10 protein-coding genes are annotated in these 17,461 nt (G+C 59.6%); 6 read left to right on the top strand and 4 right to left on the bottom strand.

Translation table 11 applies throughout. The features are described 5' to 3' along the window. Nucleotides 1-14: 14 nt before the first annotated feature. From AK821_RS22750 to AK821_RS22740, 3 genes are all read right to left on the bottom strand, one after another. Nucleotides 15-647: a hypothetical protein gene (locus AK821_RS22750; RefSeq protein WP_064391855.1), complete on the bottom strand. Its 633-nt coding sequence runs from the start codon at nt 645-647 to the stop codon at nt 15-17. Then, a complete protein-coding gene (locus AK821_RS22745) occupies nt 644-5,128 on the bottom strand; it encodes a SpvB/TcaC N-terminal domain-containing protein (protein WP_064391853.1) in 4,485 nt (1,494 codons plus the stop codon). The genes AK821_RS22750 and AK821_RS22745 overlap by 4 nt, the downstream gene beginning before the upstream one ends. A 205-nt stretch (nt 5,129-5,333) precedes the next feature. Continuing rightward, the gene (locus tag AK821_RS22740) at nt 5,334-6,857 is read right to left on the bottom strand and encodes a fumarate hydratase (protein WP_064391851.1); all 1,524 of its coding nucleotides are present in this window, start codon (nt 6,855-6,857) and stop codon (nt 5,334-5,336) included. Nucleotides 6,858-7,480: 623 nt separating this feature from the next. On the opposite strand from AK821_RS22740, the gene AK821_RS22730 reads away from it, so the two are divergent. Genes AK821_RS22730 through AK821_RS22720 form a run of 3 tightly spaced genes read left to right on the top strand, consistent with a single transcriptional unit; the run spans nt 7,481 to nt 10,293 of the window. Continuing rightward, a complete protein-coding gene (locus tag AK821_RS22730; protein WP_064391847.1) occupies nt 7,481-8,587 on the top strand; it encodes a GGDEF domain-containing protein in 1,107 nt (368 codons plus the stop codon). Continuing rightward, nucleotides 8,580-9,515 carry an iron-sulfur-binding ferredoxin reductase gene (locus tag AK821_RS22725; protein WP_064391845.1) on the top strand — a complete coding sequence of 312 codons (936 nt, stop codon included), beginning with the start codon at nt 8,580-8,582 and terminating at the stop codon, nt 9,513-9,515. The genes AK821_RS22730 and AK821_RS22725 overlap by 8 nt, the downstream gene beginning before the upstream one ends. Nucleotides 9,516-9,543: 28 nt before the next feature. Next, entirely contained in the window at nt 9,544-10,293 is a 750-nt protein-coding gene (locus AK821_RS22720; protein WP_064391843.1) for an enoyl-CoA hydratase-related protein, read from the top strand. A 179-nt stretch (nt 10,294-10,472) separates the two neighbouring features. On the opposite strand, the gene pyk is transcribed toward AK821_RS22720, so the two are convergent. Further along, complete coding sequence (pyk, locus tag AK821_RS22715) at nt 10,473-11,924, bottom strand: pyruvate kinase (protein WP_034153448.1); 1,452 nt, start codon at nt 11,922-11,924, stop codon at nt 10,473-10,475. A 172-nt stretch (nt 11,925-12,096) separates the two neighbouring features. On the opposite strand from pyk, the gene AK821_RS22710 reads away from it, so the two are divergent. The 3 genes from AK821_RS22710 to AK821_RS22700 all read left to right on the top strand — a co-directional run bounded on the left by AK821_RS22710 (nt 12,097) and on the right by AK821_RS22700 (nt 17,405). Beyond that, nucleotides 12,097-12,483 carry a tetratricopeptide repeat protein gene (locus AK821_RS22710; RefSeq protein ID WP_064391841.1) on the top strand — a complete coding sequence of 129 codons (387 nt, stop codon included), beginning with the start codon at nt 12,097-12,099 and terminating at the stop codon, nt 12,481-12,483. Nucleotides 12,484-12,711: 228 nt separating this feature from the next. Then, a complete protein-coding gene (locus AK821_RS22705) occupies nt 12,712-13,071 on the top strand; it encodes a PilZ domain-containing protein (RefSeq protein WP_064392150.1) in 360 nt (119 codons plus the stop codon). A gap of 350 nt (nt 13,072-13,421) precedes the next feature. Then, complete coding sequence (locus tag AK821_RS22700; RefSeq protein ID WP_064391840.1) at nt 13,422-17,405, top strand: Ig-like domain-containing protein; 3,984 nt, start codon at nt 13,422-13,424, stop codon at nt 17,403-17,405. Nucleotides 17,406-17,461: the final 56 nt, after the last annotated feature.

Below are 17,461 nucleotides of genomic sequence, written 5' to 3'. Positions count from 1 at the left end.
CAGCACTGTGCAAGTCATTTGCCCCGATACCGATTACGAATGGCGGGGACTTTCGTCTGATACAGGCTCAGCAGATCTCGAGCGCCCCCAACGCTATCGCGGGCGTTTCCCGCAATCCGTGCCGCGTCAGACTGGCGTAATGTTCTCGCCTTTGCCGTGCCGATCCGGTTCAGTGCCAGATCGATCATGTAGTCGCGCATTGCGTGTTGTTCATCGTAAAACTCGTTGATCCCCAATTCGGCAAACGCGGTGTTGGTGGTTACGGTCAATCGCGTGACCATCGCATCGAGTTCATCAAGGGTGCTGCGGATTTTCGCCAGTTTCAGCGATGACAAGCCTTCCTCGGCCTCATTGAAGTTGAGCTGTCCGGCAACGTCGTAACGCAGTTGCGTGCTTCGCCAATGGTTGCCGCGCTCATCCCAACGCTCAAGTGCCTCACCGGCCAGCCCGGGCAATGTCAGGCGCCTGCCAGCATCGACGCTTCGGACATCGAGCGGTTCGCCATTCAAGTCATGCTGGCGACGCGAAACCAGCACTTCGGCCGTGTCACCGGCAAACGTACGCAAGTAAGCAATCTGTCGCACCGGCAAGCCGCAGCCATCACTGACGATGAGTGATGGCGTACGCCAGGCGACACTGGCGATCATGCGTCCGACCCGTCGGTGTCGTTGAAGTCTTCACTGGTCTGATACCAGGGATGATAGGTCTCACGGGAAAAATCGCCCTTGGCATTGATCAGTTTGACCGGCCGGCCCATGGGGTCGTAGAACTGCTGATCGAAATAGCCGTGCTCGCGCAGGGAAACATCGTTGACGTAGCCATGGGTATCGGCAAAGAACGGCCGGAATTGCCGCACTGCCAGGCCTTTGTTGTTGTATTCGACCCGTTCGCTGATGCGCCAGCGCGACTCGGCAAAGACCTCGCGCAGCTCACCGCGATCAAGTGTCAGCGCGCCCTCGTCGGTCACCTCATACGCCTGGCCAGGAGCGACAAGCTGCTGGGTTTGCAGCGCGCGGCCGAAACCGTCCACACAAGCCTTGATGATCTGTATCTGTGCCGGGACGTCGTCATGGGGATAGCGGTCGGCACTCAGCAAAACGCTGTGCACCGGTTCACGGCGAGCACTGGCAACGAGCTGGCTCAAGACTTGTTCTGCGCGGGAAAGGCCTGCGCCGTGTTGCAGGCGCTGGCGCGCGCTGGCACGAATATGTCCACTGGGCAGAATGTAACCTTGCGCAATCCATTGGCTTGCCTCTTCTGTATCAGGCGGGAGCTGGCCCATCCAGCTGAACAGATCCTTGCGCAAAGTGCTGGCGGCTTTTTGCACGGCCGCCGCCGGGTTCTCGATTGCTGCGTCCGGGCGATAATCCACCGGGCGCTGGTATTCGCTCAGGGAATGGAAACCAACGGCAATGCCGTTTTCGGTGCCGTGAAAACTGGTGGCCAGCGGTTGGCCGAACGGTTCGTAAAGCGCTTCCTGAAGGTTTTCATTGGCATCGACGATGCAGGTTGGCTGTAACGCGTGATAGTCATAGATGATCCGGGTCGTGCACTTGTCCGGCAGTTCGACGCGGTTGATTGCCAGGCAGTAGTCATCATATTGCGCCGTCGTCCAGCCGTGGCTGAGGGTTTCACGGTACTTGAGGACTTTATAGAAACTGTCGGGACCTGCGTATTGCGCGTAGCCGTAATGCGAGGACCAGAGATTCTCTTCTGCCTCCGGCAGGGGCGCAGGTTCGAACAGGGGCGTCATCGCCGTGTAGCCGATTTCCTTCAACGCCGCCCGAATGTCGAAGTCTGGCAGATCGCCGTAAGCGTCCAGGGCGGTCCTGTCCATCTGTGCCAGTTCCAGCGGCGCGACCAGCGCTTCGAAATCACTCTGCCCCTCGGGCAGCGGCGACATGTCTGCACTCTTGAGATAACGCTGTATTGACTGCATCGTCAGTACTCGCCCGGTATTCCAGTGGACTGAGTCCAGATGCGCGTTCAACGCCTCGTAACCGATCTGTTGCGGGTTCAGGCCTGTGGGGAGCTCCCCTTTGGGCAATACCAGGGCATTGTTGCGTTGCTGCCACGGCATCCCCAACCGCCATTGCTGCGGGTTTGCATCGAGGTCGATGTAGCGTGCGCGGGCCTCGCTCAGGTAGTAAGACTGCTGGGCCTGATCATGCGCATCGAGCCACCATTGCTGTTCATCCGGGTCAGTAAAGGGCGGCGTATCCGTCGGGTCGCGGCGGCGTGCATAACTGACCGTGAGAGCATGAGTCGGCAGGCCGTAACGGTTACGACGCAAGGTGATCTCGTGCCGGCATTGTGGGTCGTTGATGAAGCGATCGTAGGCATAACTGATGTGTTCCAGTGCCAGTGGCAACAGCACGGCTGCGGGATCATGCTCACCTCGGGGGCGTACTTCACGCACCAGATAGCGATGCTCTTGGACTGTATATGGCAGGAGCGAATCATCGTCGGCGGCATAGGTTTCGCTGCGGATGATCGACCCCGCCAGTGCCCGGGCAATTTCATATTCGGTATCGGCGTCGGGCGGGGTCACCGGCTCATCGTATTCATCGCCGTGGTGATAGCGGCTGTACAAGGTGCCACCCAGTGCCACGGCCTCGGAATCTTCCGTGAAGTAGCCTTCGCGGGGTGCGGTCATGGATTGCCCGGTGTGAAACCAGGTACACACCCGGACCGGTGCGGTGAAGCCGACCTCATCATTTCCCGTCGCGCTTTCGCTGTCGGTGTGCTGGATCCGGCCGAAGCCGCGAAACTCGCGCTCCCGACCGTCATAGACGCCGTGACGGTATTCGGTCATTTGCATTGTGCGGTTGCCGGTGACCTCGTCTTCCTGCAATTGCTGATTGACCACCTGCACGGGAAAAGGCAGGTAGCAGGCAGGAGCGACAAGCGGTTGTTTTGCCAGTCGTTCGCTTTTTTCATCAAGCCATGCCTGTGCGGAACTGCGATAGCTGACACGAGTGCTGCAGCCCATGTTGTTATTGGTGGCATTGAGCAGATAAGGCTTGGCTGCGACAAAGTCATAACGCCAGTGCTGCGGTTCAATGTGCGTAACGCTCAGAATCAGACTGGCGCAGCCCAGGCCCTGTGCATCAGCCAGCGTCACTCGGGACAACGGGTCGTAACGAATGCCTTCCGGCCACGGAACAATCACCGGTGTTTGCTCCAGGCCATTACCACCGTGATTGCGGTAAATCTCGAAAGCGTCGGATTTCAGGTAGATCAGAGCCGGTGCGCCAGACCCGTCGAGATCGGCTATTCGCACCTGCGCCGCATTGAACCCGGCATACGTAAAGGGCAGGGCGCTGATCACCTGGCCTTTGCCGAACTTGCCGTGTCCAAGGTTGGGCCAGCATTTGATTTCGTTGTAGCGAATCCGGCACAGCTCGCTCATGTCACTGCCGAGCATGTTGCCCAGAAACACCAGCTCCGTGGCTGAGTTACTGAACACTGGCAGACGGTCGTCATCGATTTCATGGGCGACGTCTTCGGCACGGGCAAAGCCGTCCTCACGTTGATTGGCATACAGGCGCACGGCGCGTGGGCCTATCAGCGCCAGTGAGCTGAGTCCGTCGCCGACCAGATCGCCCAACTGCGCAAGGGTATGGGTAAGCTCCACTGGCACCGTTGTGAATGTGCTGAACGGCGCCCATTTGCGCTCGGCGCTCAATGTGAAAAAGCCGCTGTTGCCCGGTTGCGCGCTGATCCAGTCCAGACGTCCATCACCGGTCAGATCGGTCAGCCATTGCTGCACCGGCTGCCTGCGATTGGCGACAGGCACTGCCGGCAGCGCTGTCCAAGGGCCATAATCGATGGCTTCCGGGCTTGACTCGCCGCGTTGTGGTTCGCGGTAGTACCAGCACTGGTCAAACCGTGCGAGAAACCCCGGAACGCCTTCGCCGTACAGGTCGACACATTGATAGTTAGCGCCATCATCGATGCCAGGCATGGTGTCCGTTGCAAACAGGCGTGTCGCGGTCTTGTTGATCTCGAACGCTGTGTAATCGAATTCGACCGGTGGGGTATTTTCCACTCTGCCATCGGCATCCCAGGCCTGATAGTGAGCGGCGCTGATCTGGCTGTAGGTCCATCCCGGTTCGACGTTGCGGTACTCCAGCAACAAGCGTCGGACGAGTGTCGGGGGGGAGCCGGTTTCTTGCGTGAAGTGATGAAACATCAAAACTTGTTGGCAAGTCCTGCGGGTGCCGATTTCAAATCCCTGGCCGTATGTCGAGAACGGATCACCGCGTTGCAGCCAGGGTTGCAATTCGATGCCGTCATACACGGGTTTTTCGCTCAGGTCGCGACTGCGCTCGCCGTAATCGAACAACAGGTGAAAATGCCAGTGCAAGTCAGCAGGATTGTCGTTGCTCCACGCGTACAAGTCTGCACTGGCGCTGGCGTTACCGTAGAACACCCGGTGCAGATAGCGCTGGGCGCGGTAGTCATGCACTGGGTCGGCGTTATCATCGTCGCTCAGGTATTCAAAGCAGATGTGCTCGCCGCGCGCATTCATGCTTTCGCAGAGTAACCAACTGCTGACTCGCAGTGCTTTGTCGGGGGCCGGGTCCGGGTCCGCACGGCGGCTGGCCGCGGTTTTTCCATAAACATGCAATGAGCCGTCAGCGCCGTGTATCAACCAGAACGGCGGCAGATCTGGATCCGCTTGCCAGCGTTCGCGCAGAGCGAAGTCGCTTTCGACCCGAGGCCAGTAACGCACGACCGTGTGCGGGCCGACGTCGACCCCGTTGTAACTCGACTCGGTGCGCGACTTCAGTTCGCCTGCAGCGTCCAGTTCGGGCATCCACACTTCGCCGTCGTGACCGATGATTTCGTCGTGATCGGTATAACGCGGCACACCTTTATGGGTGCGACGGCTGATCTGGCCAATGCCCAGATTCCAGCCGATACCGAAGGGTCCGTTACCGGCCTGGCTGCTGTAGGTCAATGACAGTTGTGGGTCCCAACCACGCCCGGCGGACGCAGGGATAGGCAGCTCAAACGACGCCGCACCGGTCGGACCTACCGCGCCCCAGCTTTTTCCGATGGTGGCGATCGTCGAACTCTTCTCGATCGATGGGGTAACGATGCTCAACTCTTGATCGGCCATGATCTGATCCAATGCACAATGCGGGGGCGCAGGTGGATAGACGCTATCAAGATAAGGGGAGTTGGTAACCTGTCAGATCTGACAGGTGCTTTATGCTGGGATCTATGAATTCCAGCAGCATTGATTGGCGGTTTTTTTGCCGATGCGAATACAAAAAAGGCCAGCCTGTCGCGTGACAGGCTGGCCTCTCAAAACGGCGAAACGCTTACTGCACTTCTACCGCCAGGCTTTCGCTGATCTTCTGTTGCCAGATCGCAGGACCGGTGATGTGCACCGACTCACCTTTGCTGTCCACCGCAACGGTGACCGGCATGTCCTTGACCTCGAACTCGTAGATCGCTTCCATGCCCAGTTCGGCAAACGCCAGCACTTGCGACTTCTTGATCGCTTGAGCCACCAGGTAAGCAGCGCCGCCGACAGCCATCAGGTACACGGCTTTGTTGTCCTTGATCGCTTCGATCGCGGTCGGGCCGCGCTCGGACTTGCCGATCATGCCCAACAGGCCGGTCTGCTCAAGGATCTGCCGGGTGAACTTGTCCATCCGCGTTGCGGTGGTCGGGCCAGCCGGGCCAACCACTTCGTCACCGACCGGATCAACCGGGCCGACGTAGTAGATGAAGCGGCCTTTCAGATCCACTGGCAGGGTTTCACCCTTGTTGAGCATCTCGACCATGCGCTTGTGCGCGGCGTCGCGACCGGTGAGCATTTTGCCGTTGAGCAGGACGGTTTCGCCCGGCTTCCAGCTCTGCACGTCTTCCGGGGTCAGGGTGTCGAGATTAACGCGACGGGCCGAAGGGCCGGCTTCCCAGACGATTTCCGGGTAGGCGTTCAGCGGTGGCGCTTCCAGCGAGGCTGGACCTGTACCGTCGAGCACGAAGTGCGCGTGACGGGTGGCAGCGCAGTTCGGGATCATGCACACCGGCAGCGAGGCGGCGTGGGTCGGGTAGTCCATGATTTTCACGTCGAGCACGGTGGTCAGGCCACCGAGGCCCTGGGCGCCGATGCCCAACTGGTTGACCTTCTCGAACAGCTCCAGACGCATTTCTTCGATGCGGTTCTGTGGGCCACGGGCTTTCAGCTCGTGGATGTCGATGGATTCCATCAACACTTCCTTGGCCATCACAGCGGCTTTCTCGGCGGTGCCGCCGATGCCGATGCCGAGCATGCCCGGTGGGCACCAGCCGGCGCCCATGGTCGGAACGGTCTTCAATACCCAGTCAACGATCGAGTCGGACGGGTTGAGCATGGCCATTTTCGACTTGTTCTCGGAACCGCCGCCCTTGGCCGCCACGTCCACTTCCACGGTGTTGCCCGGGACGATGGAGTAGTGAATCACGGCAGGGGTGTTGTCCTTGGTGTTTTTCCGAGCGCCCGCCGGGTCGGCGAGGATCGAGGCACGCAGGACGTTTTCCGGCAGTTTGTAGGCGCGACGTACGCCTTCGTTGATCATGTCGTCCAGGCCCATGGTGGCGCCATCCCAACGCACGTCCATGCCGACGCGCACGAACACAGTGACGATACCGGTGTCCTGGCAGATCGGGCGGTGGCCGGTGGCGCACATGCGCGAGTTGATCAGGATTTGCGCCATCGAGTCACGGGCCGCTGGCGATTCTTCGCGCAGGTAGGCTTCGTGCATCGCCTGGATGAAATCCACGGGGTGGTAATAGGAAATGAACTGCAGGGCGTCGGCAACGCTCTGAATCAGGTCGTCTTGCTTGATCACGGTCATGAGTCGCGCTCCTCTAAAAGACGGGAACATTCAATAAGGTGCCTGCGGCTTGGGTACATCGGTCGGTCGCAAGCACCTTTCAAGGCACGCCGGGGCTGCTGGCGCGACGCTAAAAAGGCGCGGCAGTATACCCCGCCTCGATGGGGCGTACACGCGCCGGCAGTCATTCGTTGGTCGCATGGGTGGGCGAATATCGGACAGCGGGTTTGCACTTCAAGATCTACCCCCTCACCCCAACCCTCTCCCCCAAAGGGGGCGAGGGGGAAAGGGAGCCGATCTTCATGTTGTTCAAACTTGAGTTCGACTCGAGAAAGGGAGCTGATCTTCGTGCTGTTCAAACCTGAGTTCAGCTCGGGAAAGGGAGCCGATCTTATGTTGTTCTAACCTGAGTTCGGCTCGGTATTTCAGGTCGGCGTATTGCCAGCAAACAACTCGGTCAGTCCCCTCTCTCTCTGGGAGAGGGCTAGGGTGAGGGGCTTTTGGCGGTATACGCAGGCCACACTTTTGACGTCAAATTTCGAGCCCGAAAATCGGTGGTCATTTATCGACTACGCCTCTAAAGTGGCAGCCGGTCTGTAGAGTAGGACACTCAGTCAGCCTCCTATCGCACGGTGAGTCAACGATTGACCCATAACGCCATTCAACGTCTTTTACTAAAACGTTTTGCCCTCGCTGCAGCCACCTACGGATTGGCTTTGCTGCTGCTGTGGCTGGCGTTTTTTACCGGGCATTACGACCAGACCCTCAGTTCCGTGGCCATTGGCAGCGCCTTGGTGGTGAGCAGCCAGGCGACCCTGTTCGTGCTGTTCTGGACCGGACGTAACCAACGCTTCGCCGACCCCAGCCTGACCGAAGTGCAAGTCCTCCTCGGGCTTGGCTGGCAGACCTGGCTGATCGCCCATCTGGATGAAGCGCGCGGGGCGTTTCTGGTCTTCTATGTTTTGATTCTGCTGTTCGGCCTGTTCCACCTCACTCGGCGTGCATTCATTCGCTGTGCGCTGCTGGTGTTCTTCAGCTTTTGCGCGATCACCCTGTGGGACGGTTATCACTTTCTGTTGCCGGAGCCTGCGCTCGCGGCGTTGCAGGTGTGCATTCTGGCGATGGTGCTGGCATGGCTGGTGCTTTATGCGCGCTTCGTGCAGGTCTCGCGGCAACGCCAGCGCCAGCGTCGTTTTGCCTTGCAGGCGCATCAGGACACCCTGCGCGGAATGATGCGCCAACTCGAAGACCTGGTGGCCACCGACGAGTTGACCGGGCTGTTCAACCGTCGGCATTTCCTGCGTCTGGCTTCACGCGAACTGAATGCGATGGACAACGGTGTGGCTCATGGTCTGGCGCTGATCGACCTCGACCACTTCAAACGCATCAACGATCTGCACGGGCATGCCGCTGGCGACCAAGTGTTGCAGGCTTTCGCCGGTGTCGCCGGCGCCTGCCTGCGCGACGGCGATGTCCTGGCGCGCTATGGTGGTGAGGAATTCGTGGTGCTGCTGCCCGATTGCGATGCCGACCGATTGACCGCGTGTTGCGAGCGTCTGCGCATTGCCTTTACCGATGTCGAACTGGTGGGTCTGAATGTGCGCAACCTTAGCCTGTCCGCCGGCATGACCCTGCTGGAACTGGGCGATGACCTGGACGATGCCTTGCAGCGCGCCGATCAGGCGCTGTACCGGGCCAAGCGTGACGGTCGCAATCGCTGTGCGGCGGCGTGGGAGAACATCGATGCCTGAACTTCGTGTCGGTGATCGGTACTGGTCAGTGGTATCGGGCACCAATCTGCTCGATACGCTGAATCAGAACGGTGTCGCCGTCCCCTACAGTTGCCGCGCCGGCAGTTGTCATGCCTGTCTGGTGCAATGTGTGCAAGGTTCGCCCGCCGACAGTCGCCCGGATGCCTTGAGCGCGGAGCAGCGCCAGGACGGTTGGCGCCTGGCGTGCCAGTGTCAGGTCATCGAAGACCTGCAGCTGCATACCTTCGACCCGCTCACCGACGGTCGCCCGGCAACCGTCGAAGCGCTGGACTGGCTCAGCGACAACGTCCTGCGTTTGCGCCTGACGCCGCAGCGGCCATTGCGCTACAGCGCCGGGCAACATCTGGTGCTGTGGATCGATCACATCGCCCGGCCGTATTCGCTGGCGAGCCTGCCGGAAGAAGACCGCTTTCTCGAGTTCCACCTCGATTGCCGACTGCCCGGCGAATTCAGCGATGCCGCGCGGCGCTTGCAGATTGGCGATCCGATCCGCCTCGGCGAGCTGCGTGGCGGCGCACTGCATTACGATCCCGACTGGCACACGCGACCGCTGTGGCTGCTGGCCGCCGGCACCGGACTGGGCCCCTTGTTCGGCGTATTGCGCGAAGCCTTGCGGCAGGATCACCAAGGCGCGATCCGCGTCATTCACCTGGCTCATGACGAGCGCGAGCACTATCTGGCCAAACCCCTTGCCGCGCTGGCCGCGCAGCGCGAAAACCTCAGCGTCGAGCTGTGGACGACGGCAGAGTCAGCCGCCGCTTTGGCGCAACTGCGCCTTGTTTCCCGGCAAACCCTGGCCTTAGTCTGCGGCTCGACCGCCAGTGTCGATGCCTTCGCCCGACGTCTGTATCTGGCTGGATTACCGCGTAATCAACTGCTGGCCGACGTCTTTCTCAGCCGTGGTTGAGCGCTGAACTTGCGATGCGAGAGCCACCATGACTGACGCCATCCTGCTTGAACGCGAACGCGGTCTGCTGACCCTGCGCCTCAACCGCCCGGACAAGAAAAACGCCCTGACCCGTGCGATGTACAGCCTTCTCGCCGAAGCCCTGCAACAGGCCGACAGCGACCCCGCCATCAACGCCGTGCAGATCACCGGCAGCGCCGAGTGCTTCACCGCTGGCAACGATATCGCCGACTTCGTCCAGCAACCACCGAGCGACCTCGACAGCCCGGTGTTTCACTTCATGCTCAGTCTGCTTGAGTGCCGCAAACCGGTGGTTGCCGCTGTGGCGGGCGCTGCCGTGGGTATCGGCACCACGCTGTTGCTGCATTGCGATCTGGTCTACGTCAGCCGCGATGCGCGCTTGCGTATGCCGTTCGTCAATCTTGGTTTGTGCCCGGAATTTGGCTCCAGCTTGATCCTGCCGCGTTTGCTCGGGCAGGCCAAAGCGGCGGAGTTGTTGTTGCTCGGCGAAGGCTTTAGCGGTGAACAGGCCGCGCAGTGGGGGATTGCCACCGAGGCGTTGGGCAGTGGTGATGCGGCGTTGCGCAAGGCACGGGAAGTGGCGCTGCGTTTCGATGAGTTACCGGCCGAAGCGGTGCGCATCAGCAAGCAATTGATGAGGGCGCCGGATCGCGAGTTGATTCGTAAGGTGATCGAGGAGGAGGGCGCATTGTTCACTCAAAGACTGCGCTCGCCGGAAGCGTTGGCGGCGTTGACCGGGTTTATCAAACGGCATTGATAGGTTCGCTGACTGGATTGACGCCATCGCGAGCAGGCTCACTCCTACAGGAGAATGCATTTCAACTGTAGGAGTGAGCCTGCTCGCGATGGCGTCGGATCAGTCGACACATCTCCTGGATCAGAAAACAAAAAGCCCCGGCACTCACATGCCGGGGCTCTTGTTTTTCAGCGCGTCACTCAGACCTGCGGGTCGCCCACGTGCAGGATCTTCATGCCGTTGGTACCGCCGGTGGTGTGGTAGCTGTCGCCCTTGGTCAGGATGACCCAGTCGCCTTTTTCCACAACGCCACGCTTGACCAGCTCGTCGATCGCCTTCTGGCTGACTTCGTGCGGTTCCAGCGAAGCCGGGTCGAACGGTACGGTGTACACGCCACGGAACATCGCTGCACGCGCCTGAGTTTCACGGTGCGGCGAGAACGCGTAGATCGGCACCGATGAACGGATGCGCGACATGATCAGCGGGGTGTAGCCACTTTCGGTCAGCGCGATGATCGCTTTAACGCCCGGGAAGTGGTTGGCGGTGTACATGGTCGCCAGTGCGATGCTTTCGTCGCAACGGGTGAATTCCTTGCCGATGCGGTGGCTGGAAGTCTTGCCGGTCGGGTGCTTTTCAGCGCCGACGCAGATGCGCGCCATCGCCTGCACAGCTTCCAGCGGGTACAGACCTGCAGCGGATTCGGCAGACAACATCACGGCGTCGGTGTAGTCGAGCACGGCGTTGGCCACGTCGGACACTTCAGCGCGGGTCGGCATCGGGTTCTGGATCATCGACTCCATCATCTGCGTCGCTACGATCACAGCCTTGTTGTGGCGGCGTGCGTGCAGAATGATTTTCTTCTGAATGCCCACCAGCTCGGCGTCGCCGATTTCCACACCCAAGTCACCGCGTGCAACCATCACCGCGTCGGACGCCTTGATCAGGCCGTCGAGGGTTTCGTCGTCGGCCACGGCTTCGGCACGTTCGATCTTCGCCACCAGCCAGGCAGTACCGCCGGCTTCGTCGCGCAGTTGACGGGCGTATTCCATGTCGGCGGCGTCACGCGGGAAGGACACCGCGAGGTAGTCGACTTCCATTTCCGCGGCGAGCTTGATGTCGGCCTTGTCTTTTTCAGTCAGGGCCGGCGCAGTCAGGCCGCCACCGCGACGGTTGATACCTTTGTGATCGGACAGCGGGCCGCCGATGGTCACGGTGCAATGCAATGCGTCGTCAGTCTGGGTATCAACGCGCATGACCACGCGGCCGTCGTCGAGCAGCAGCTCGTCGCCCACGCCGCAGTCCTTGACCAGATCCGGGTAGTCGATGCCGACCACTTGCTGGTTGCCTTCGGTCAGAGGATGGCTGGTGGAGAAGGTGAACTGGTCACCGATCTTCAGCTCGATCTTCTTGTTGGCGAATTTGGCGATACGGATTTTCGGGCCTTGCAGGTCACCGAGCAGGGCGACGAAGCGGCCGTGCTTGGCGGCCAGGTCACGCACCAGCTTCGCGCGAGCCTTGTGCTCGTCGGGGGTGCCGTGGGAGAAGTTCAGACGGGCAACGTCCAGACCAGCCAGAATCAGCTGTTCGAGAACTTCCGGCGAGTTACTGGCCGGGCCAAGGGTAGCGACGATTTTGGTACGACGGACGGACATGCAAAGACTCCTGAGTTCAAGCGCTAGCGAAGGCTACTATGCTCTTGGGGTGTAGTCATTGTTCGAATGCACTACTTAATACTTTCTTTATTGAACGCGACAACTTTGGGACAAACGCGCCTGAAGATTTCCGACCCTGGGTCGATACATTGCTCAAGACAGGAGAACCCTCATGCGATTCGTACCCATTGCCGCCCTTGCCCTCAGCGTCCTCGCCGTCACGGGCTGCACCCGTTGGTCGATGAACCATCATTTGAACAACGCCTACAGCGCCTATGATCGCGGCAATTGCGAACAGGTCATGCTCGAGCTGTCCAAGGTCGAACGCGCCAGCCGCGCCCGCCCGTACGTGTGGCCGGAAGTGTCGATGATGCGCGGCCAGTGCCTGGAACGGCAAAAGATGTTTGTCGATGCGGCGCAGACCTATCAGTTCATCATGGCCTCTTACCCGAACAGCGAATACGCCTACCGCGCCCGGGCCCGTCTGGAAACCCTGGAAAGCCTGGGCCATTACCCGACCCGCAGTGCAGCCGCCGTGGTACGCCCGACGCGTTTCTGATGACAGATGTCATACAAACTCTGGCCGACTGTACAGGCTGAGCTATAGTCGAATGATCCGGTTTCAGCGCATTGGCGCTGATCCGGGGCAACACCTGCGACTGGCAAGTGGTCAAGTGACGGCGACGTAGCGACCGGCACACCGGAAGCGGGGAGAGCGAGGCTGCCCACAGGCTCGTTCCGAAGCACAGCGCGGCTCTGTGATGGAGCCTTGCATGGCGAACTGCGCATGTTTACCGACCGCCGGATCGAACGGCATCAATTGCCGTATTTCCTCAGAGTGTTCAACAGCGTCACCGACAAACCCATCGGTTTCATCGGCAACGTGTCCGAAGACGGACTGATGCTGATCAGTCAGTTGCCGATGATGATTGGTGTTGATTTCAAGCTGCGCCTGAAAATCCCCATGGGCGATGGCTGTCAACAGGTCATCGACCTTACGGCATGTTGCCTCTGGTGCCATGAGGACGCGACCCCGCAACACTACGACGCCGGTTTCAGCCTGCATCGACCGCCTGCCGAATATGCGCAACTGGTCAGGGCGTTGAAGCAGTATTTCAGCTTCCAGCCATTGCCGGCCTCGGCCTGACACAACACAGGCAAAGATCGCAACCTGCTCTCCGGTAGGAGCTGCCGCAGGCTGCGATCTCTTGATCTTCATCCGCTCAGCGCGTTTGGCCGCTCACTCGCCAATCTCTTCTGCGCCGTTAAGCCCCTCCCTTTCGATTGACAGATCGCCATCACCCGATGCTGGATTCTTAGGACTATGCAGGCAAAAGGCATAAGGCTTCGTAGCCTCTTGGCGTGTCGGGAAAACAACGCGAAATACACCTCAGTGAAATTCGACCGTTCGTCAGGACTGTCAGATTTTACAGGTAGACGGAGATTGGTGACCGGGAGTCAACTGGCACTCATTACTCCTCTGCGCGAGATTCGATCATGGCTGATGAAACCCTTTCAATCACATTGCCTGAGCCTGTAGAAACGGCAGACCAGCTCGACTCTGAAGGCGAAGCAAAAGCCGTGATTGTTGAGTTCGAGGTTCCCGGAAGGGGATATGTAGTTCCGCGTGGTGCGCAGTTCAGATCAACGACTTTTGTAGAAAATCTCGTTGCCGCCGAGCTGGAGTACTACGACACAAACAGTCATAAATATATGAAGTCGGATTATCAAGGGGATGTAAATCCATTGGTGTTCACGCCAGGGAGCAGCTTGCGCAGAAGTCGAAACGCAATCCATTACAGGCTCTACGGCAATGGCAAATGGAGCGGCTGGATGGACACTGGGTGGTTTCATGTGGCGGAGCCGGTGGAGATTACTGCTCCTCCCTCTGGCAGCATTTTCACAACTACGCCCTCATTCAGTGGGACAGGTGATTCGGGGCATTCGGGATGGGTAGAAATTCGACGGGCCAGCGATAACGCCAGACTGGGCGACAGGATAAACGTGCCCGGTAACGATCGATGGAGCTTGTCGCTGTATGACTCGTTATCTACCGGGTTTTACGAAGTTTATGCTGCGGGAGGAGGGCCATACTGGCAGGTCGAGTCTCGCAGCCTGCCACGGACGATTATTATTTTGCGGGCACCCACGGTAACTTCGCCCACTCTCAACACCGTCGTGGCGCAAACCTTCACCCTGACCGGCAAGGCTCTTCCCGGCGCGCGGGTCGACCTAGCTCATCCGGGGGGAGTGTCCGTCAAACTGGACATTCCCGTCGACGGCAACGGTAACTGGACGACCACTCTCGAACGCAGCAATGCACAAGCTAACGCTGAGTTGGTCTTTAGTGCCTGGCAGCGTTATGGAACCGGCACTTCAAACTGGTTGGCGCCAGACCACAAATTGTTGGTCCTCGGTGCGCCGTCCATTACCAGCCACAACCAGAATCAAGAAGTAGAGATGCAAATCACCGTCGGAGGGACGGTCAATGCACTGTTCAAAGGGGGCACCATCCAGATAAGAAGGGATGTCGCCGGCACAGTCCTGGGGACGGGCTCGGTAAACTCCATCACTGGAACCTGGGAAGTGCCGCTTAACGTGAGTTTGATACCAGGCAGTTATTCATTGACCGCGGTGCATGTCTTTTCCGGTGTGACCTCAGTCGGTGCGTCAACGTTGCGACTTAGGGTGCGGCCGTCCCAGGCTACGATCAGATCAACGCTCAACGGCGAAACCGTCACGCTTTCCGGCACCGGCTATAACGGCGCTGATGTACGCATGGACATACATTTCAGCGGAGACCCCACACCGTACCTCGACGCAATTGTCTCAGGGGGCAACTGGTCGAAGGTAATTCCAGCAGATCTGCTGCCTGGCAATTACCGCTTCGGCGGCCGGCAAAGCGTCTCCGATGGTGGCAGCGGGCGGATCTACAGCTCAGACTGGATACTGCGTGAAATTACAGTCAACATTCCGACCCCGATACCCACATCAGTCACCGTCTCGGTCAGCGGGCAACGAGCTACTTTCAGGGGCCGGGGTAATCAATGGAGGACGAATGCAGTTGAAGTCTCCATCTTCAGCAACGGTGAAATCCTTGCGAATGTGCCCAAGGCCAATGTGCAGACCAGCCTGAACTGGGAAACCTCTGCCACCGCTGACCTTCCTCCAGGCAATTACGCCCAACTGACGGCCCGGCAACGGGTGAACAATCAGTGGTCTGCCAACAGCACCGTGTTCTCCATGACGGTGGCGTGTCCGCCCCCGTCGTTTTTCGAACCGGTTACGCCCTCCGGGCAGCGTCCACGAATCAGTGGTACGGCCTGGCCCGGTTCGCAAGTCATTTTGAGGATTCCGGGCAAACCCGATGTGCCACTGACAGCCAATAATAGTGGGAACTTCGAAAGGAACGCCGCTGAAGAGTGGGCGCCTGCCACGTACACACTCACCGCAACGGCAGCCTTTGGCGGGCGGACCTCGACGGTCGCCAGCCGGACGTTCACGGTGAAAACTCCGCAGCCGGGCATCACCACCGCCGCCAATGCCGAAGTCGATCTGGTCCCGATCATCGAGGGCACGGGGTATCCAGGCTGCTGGGTGGTGATTTATTCAAACACTACTCACCAGTCGATAGGCGCCGGCGCCGTAAACCAGGACAAGAAATGGCAGGTCACACTGGTAGACCAGGTGCCGGGGAATCTGTCTTTCTACGCTGTCCAGCAAGAAACTCGGGACAGCAACAACCATTCTGACCGGACGACTCCACGCACGGTCAAGGTACGGGTGCCAAAGCCGCGGATCACGGTGCCGGTGCAAAACGGTAGACCGGCGCGCGTGTCGCAGTTTTCCGGTGAGGGCCAGTTTCCCGGTTTCGTCGAGTTGTCGATCAAGGGGCAGAACACGCCGTTACTCAAGGATATCGAAGTGAAAGCCGACGGTACCTGGCAGGTGCAGGTGACGCTGCCGGCGGGCGGGCCCGTGACGCTGGAGGCGAGGCAGCGGCAGCGCGGCTACGCCCGTGATGCGCTTGAGCGTGTGGGGACTGTGGGGCCCGCCATACCTTCGGTCGACACACCGCGGGCAGGTGAGAATCTGGGGCGTGAGTTGCGAATTTCCGGATTCGGATTTGCAGGAGACACGATACTCATCTATCGGCGCGGGAGTGTGTCGAGTACGTTGACGCAGACCCCGGTATTGGCAGATGGAACGTGGTCGGCAACGGTTGCTCACAACTTGCTCGCTACGGACGGCATCAATGTGTTGGCCTCTGCCGGTCAAGGTCTGAATTCTGCCCTTTCGCCGGTCGTCACTTACACTTTGCTAGGCACTCGTCCGTCCCTCACCGAACCACTGTCCGGCGACTGGGTTGGCGTACGCCCACTTTTCAGCGGCCTGGCAACACCCGGGGCCACCATCACTGTGGCCTCATGGTCTAACGCCGCTGACGTGCTGGCCCCGGCGGCGATTGCGGATACCGATGGACGCTGGTCGGTTGTCGGTAACAAGGATCTACCTGAAGGCCCCATGCGTGTGGTGGTAAGTCAGAACTTTAACGGTGTCCGATCGGAAGGGTTCGAGAGTGCCCGCTTCATTGTGGAGCGCAAGACGGCCGGATTCGAGGCGCCCAGTGTGAATTACCCGCTCGCCGGCCAGTCGGTCGGGCGCTATCCGATGTTTTCAGGTTCCGGAGAACCGGGCGCTGAAGTCTTGATCGTCAAGGAAGGTTCGGTGGCAACTGAACTCGGCAGGACCCGGGTTGGTCGCGACGGGCGCTGGGCCCTGCACTCGCAGATCCAGTTGCCGGTTTCCGCTACGCCCTATGCCTATTCGGTGCGTCAGTCACGCGATGGTGCCCATTCGGCCTGGTTGTTACCGCATCGAAGTCTGGTAGTGACACAGGTTGGTGCCGAATTCGAAAAACCATTTATCGACGAACCGACAGATGATGGCAATCAGATATTGGAGAGCCAACCGCTGCTCGCTGGCAGGGGAGTACCGGGCGCGGGCATCTATTTCAAATATGATGATGAAGAAACCCAGTTGGCAGCTACACAAGTGAATGCCGATGGCAAGTGGTCGGTTCGCACCCGAGTCCCTTTACTTCCACGCGAGGCGCCATACCGAATCTCGGCCAGGCATGGCATGGATGGTCAGGTGTCGCAATGGTCATCCACGACCAGCTTCAAAGTCGATGACAGGCTGGCGCTATTCGTGGTCAGTAGCCCCCAGCGCGGGGCGGGAGTATCGCCGCGTGCGGTGTTTCGCGGTACGGCAATGCCAGGTGGCGAAGTGCGCCTGTATCAATGGGGATACCCCGCCAGGATATGGGGGCGGGGCATCGCTGATGCACAAGGACAATGGGTGATTGTGACTGAAGCCTTGCCGCTGGGGCGTTTCGTGATGGGGGGGCGCCTTTACAAGGGCACCGTTGTCTCCCCAGCGCTTCCCGAGTTCGAGTTGAACGTCATCGACGCCGGTTGATTGTTCGCAGTCTGTTCACAGGCCCTGACGAGGGGCCTGTGTTGCCGGCCTATTCA

This window comes from Pseudomonas sp. RIT-PI-r, assembly GCF_001297015.1.
In the GTDB taxonomy this organism is placed as follows: Bacteria; Pseudomonadota; Gammaproteobacteria; order Pseudomonadales; family Pseudomonadaceae; genus Aquipseudomonas.
The sequence above is the reverse complement of the archived record's forward strand: the minus strand, read 5'-3'. Positions and strand labels throughout refer to the sequence as shown.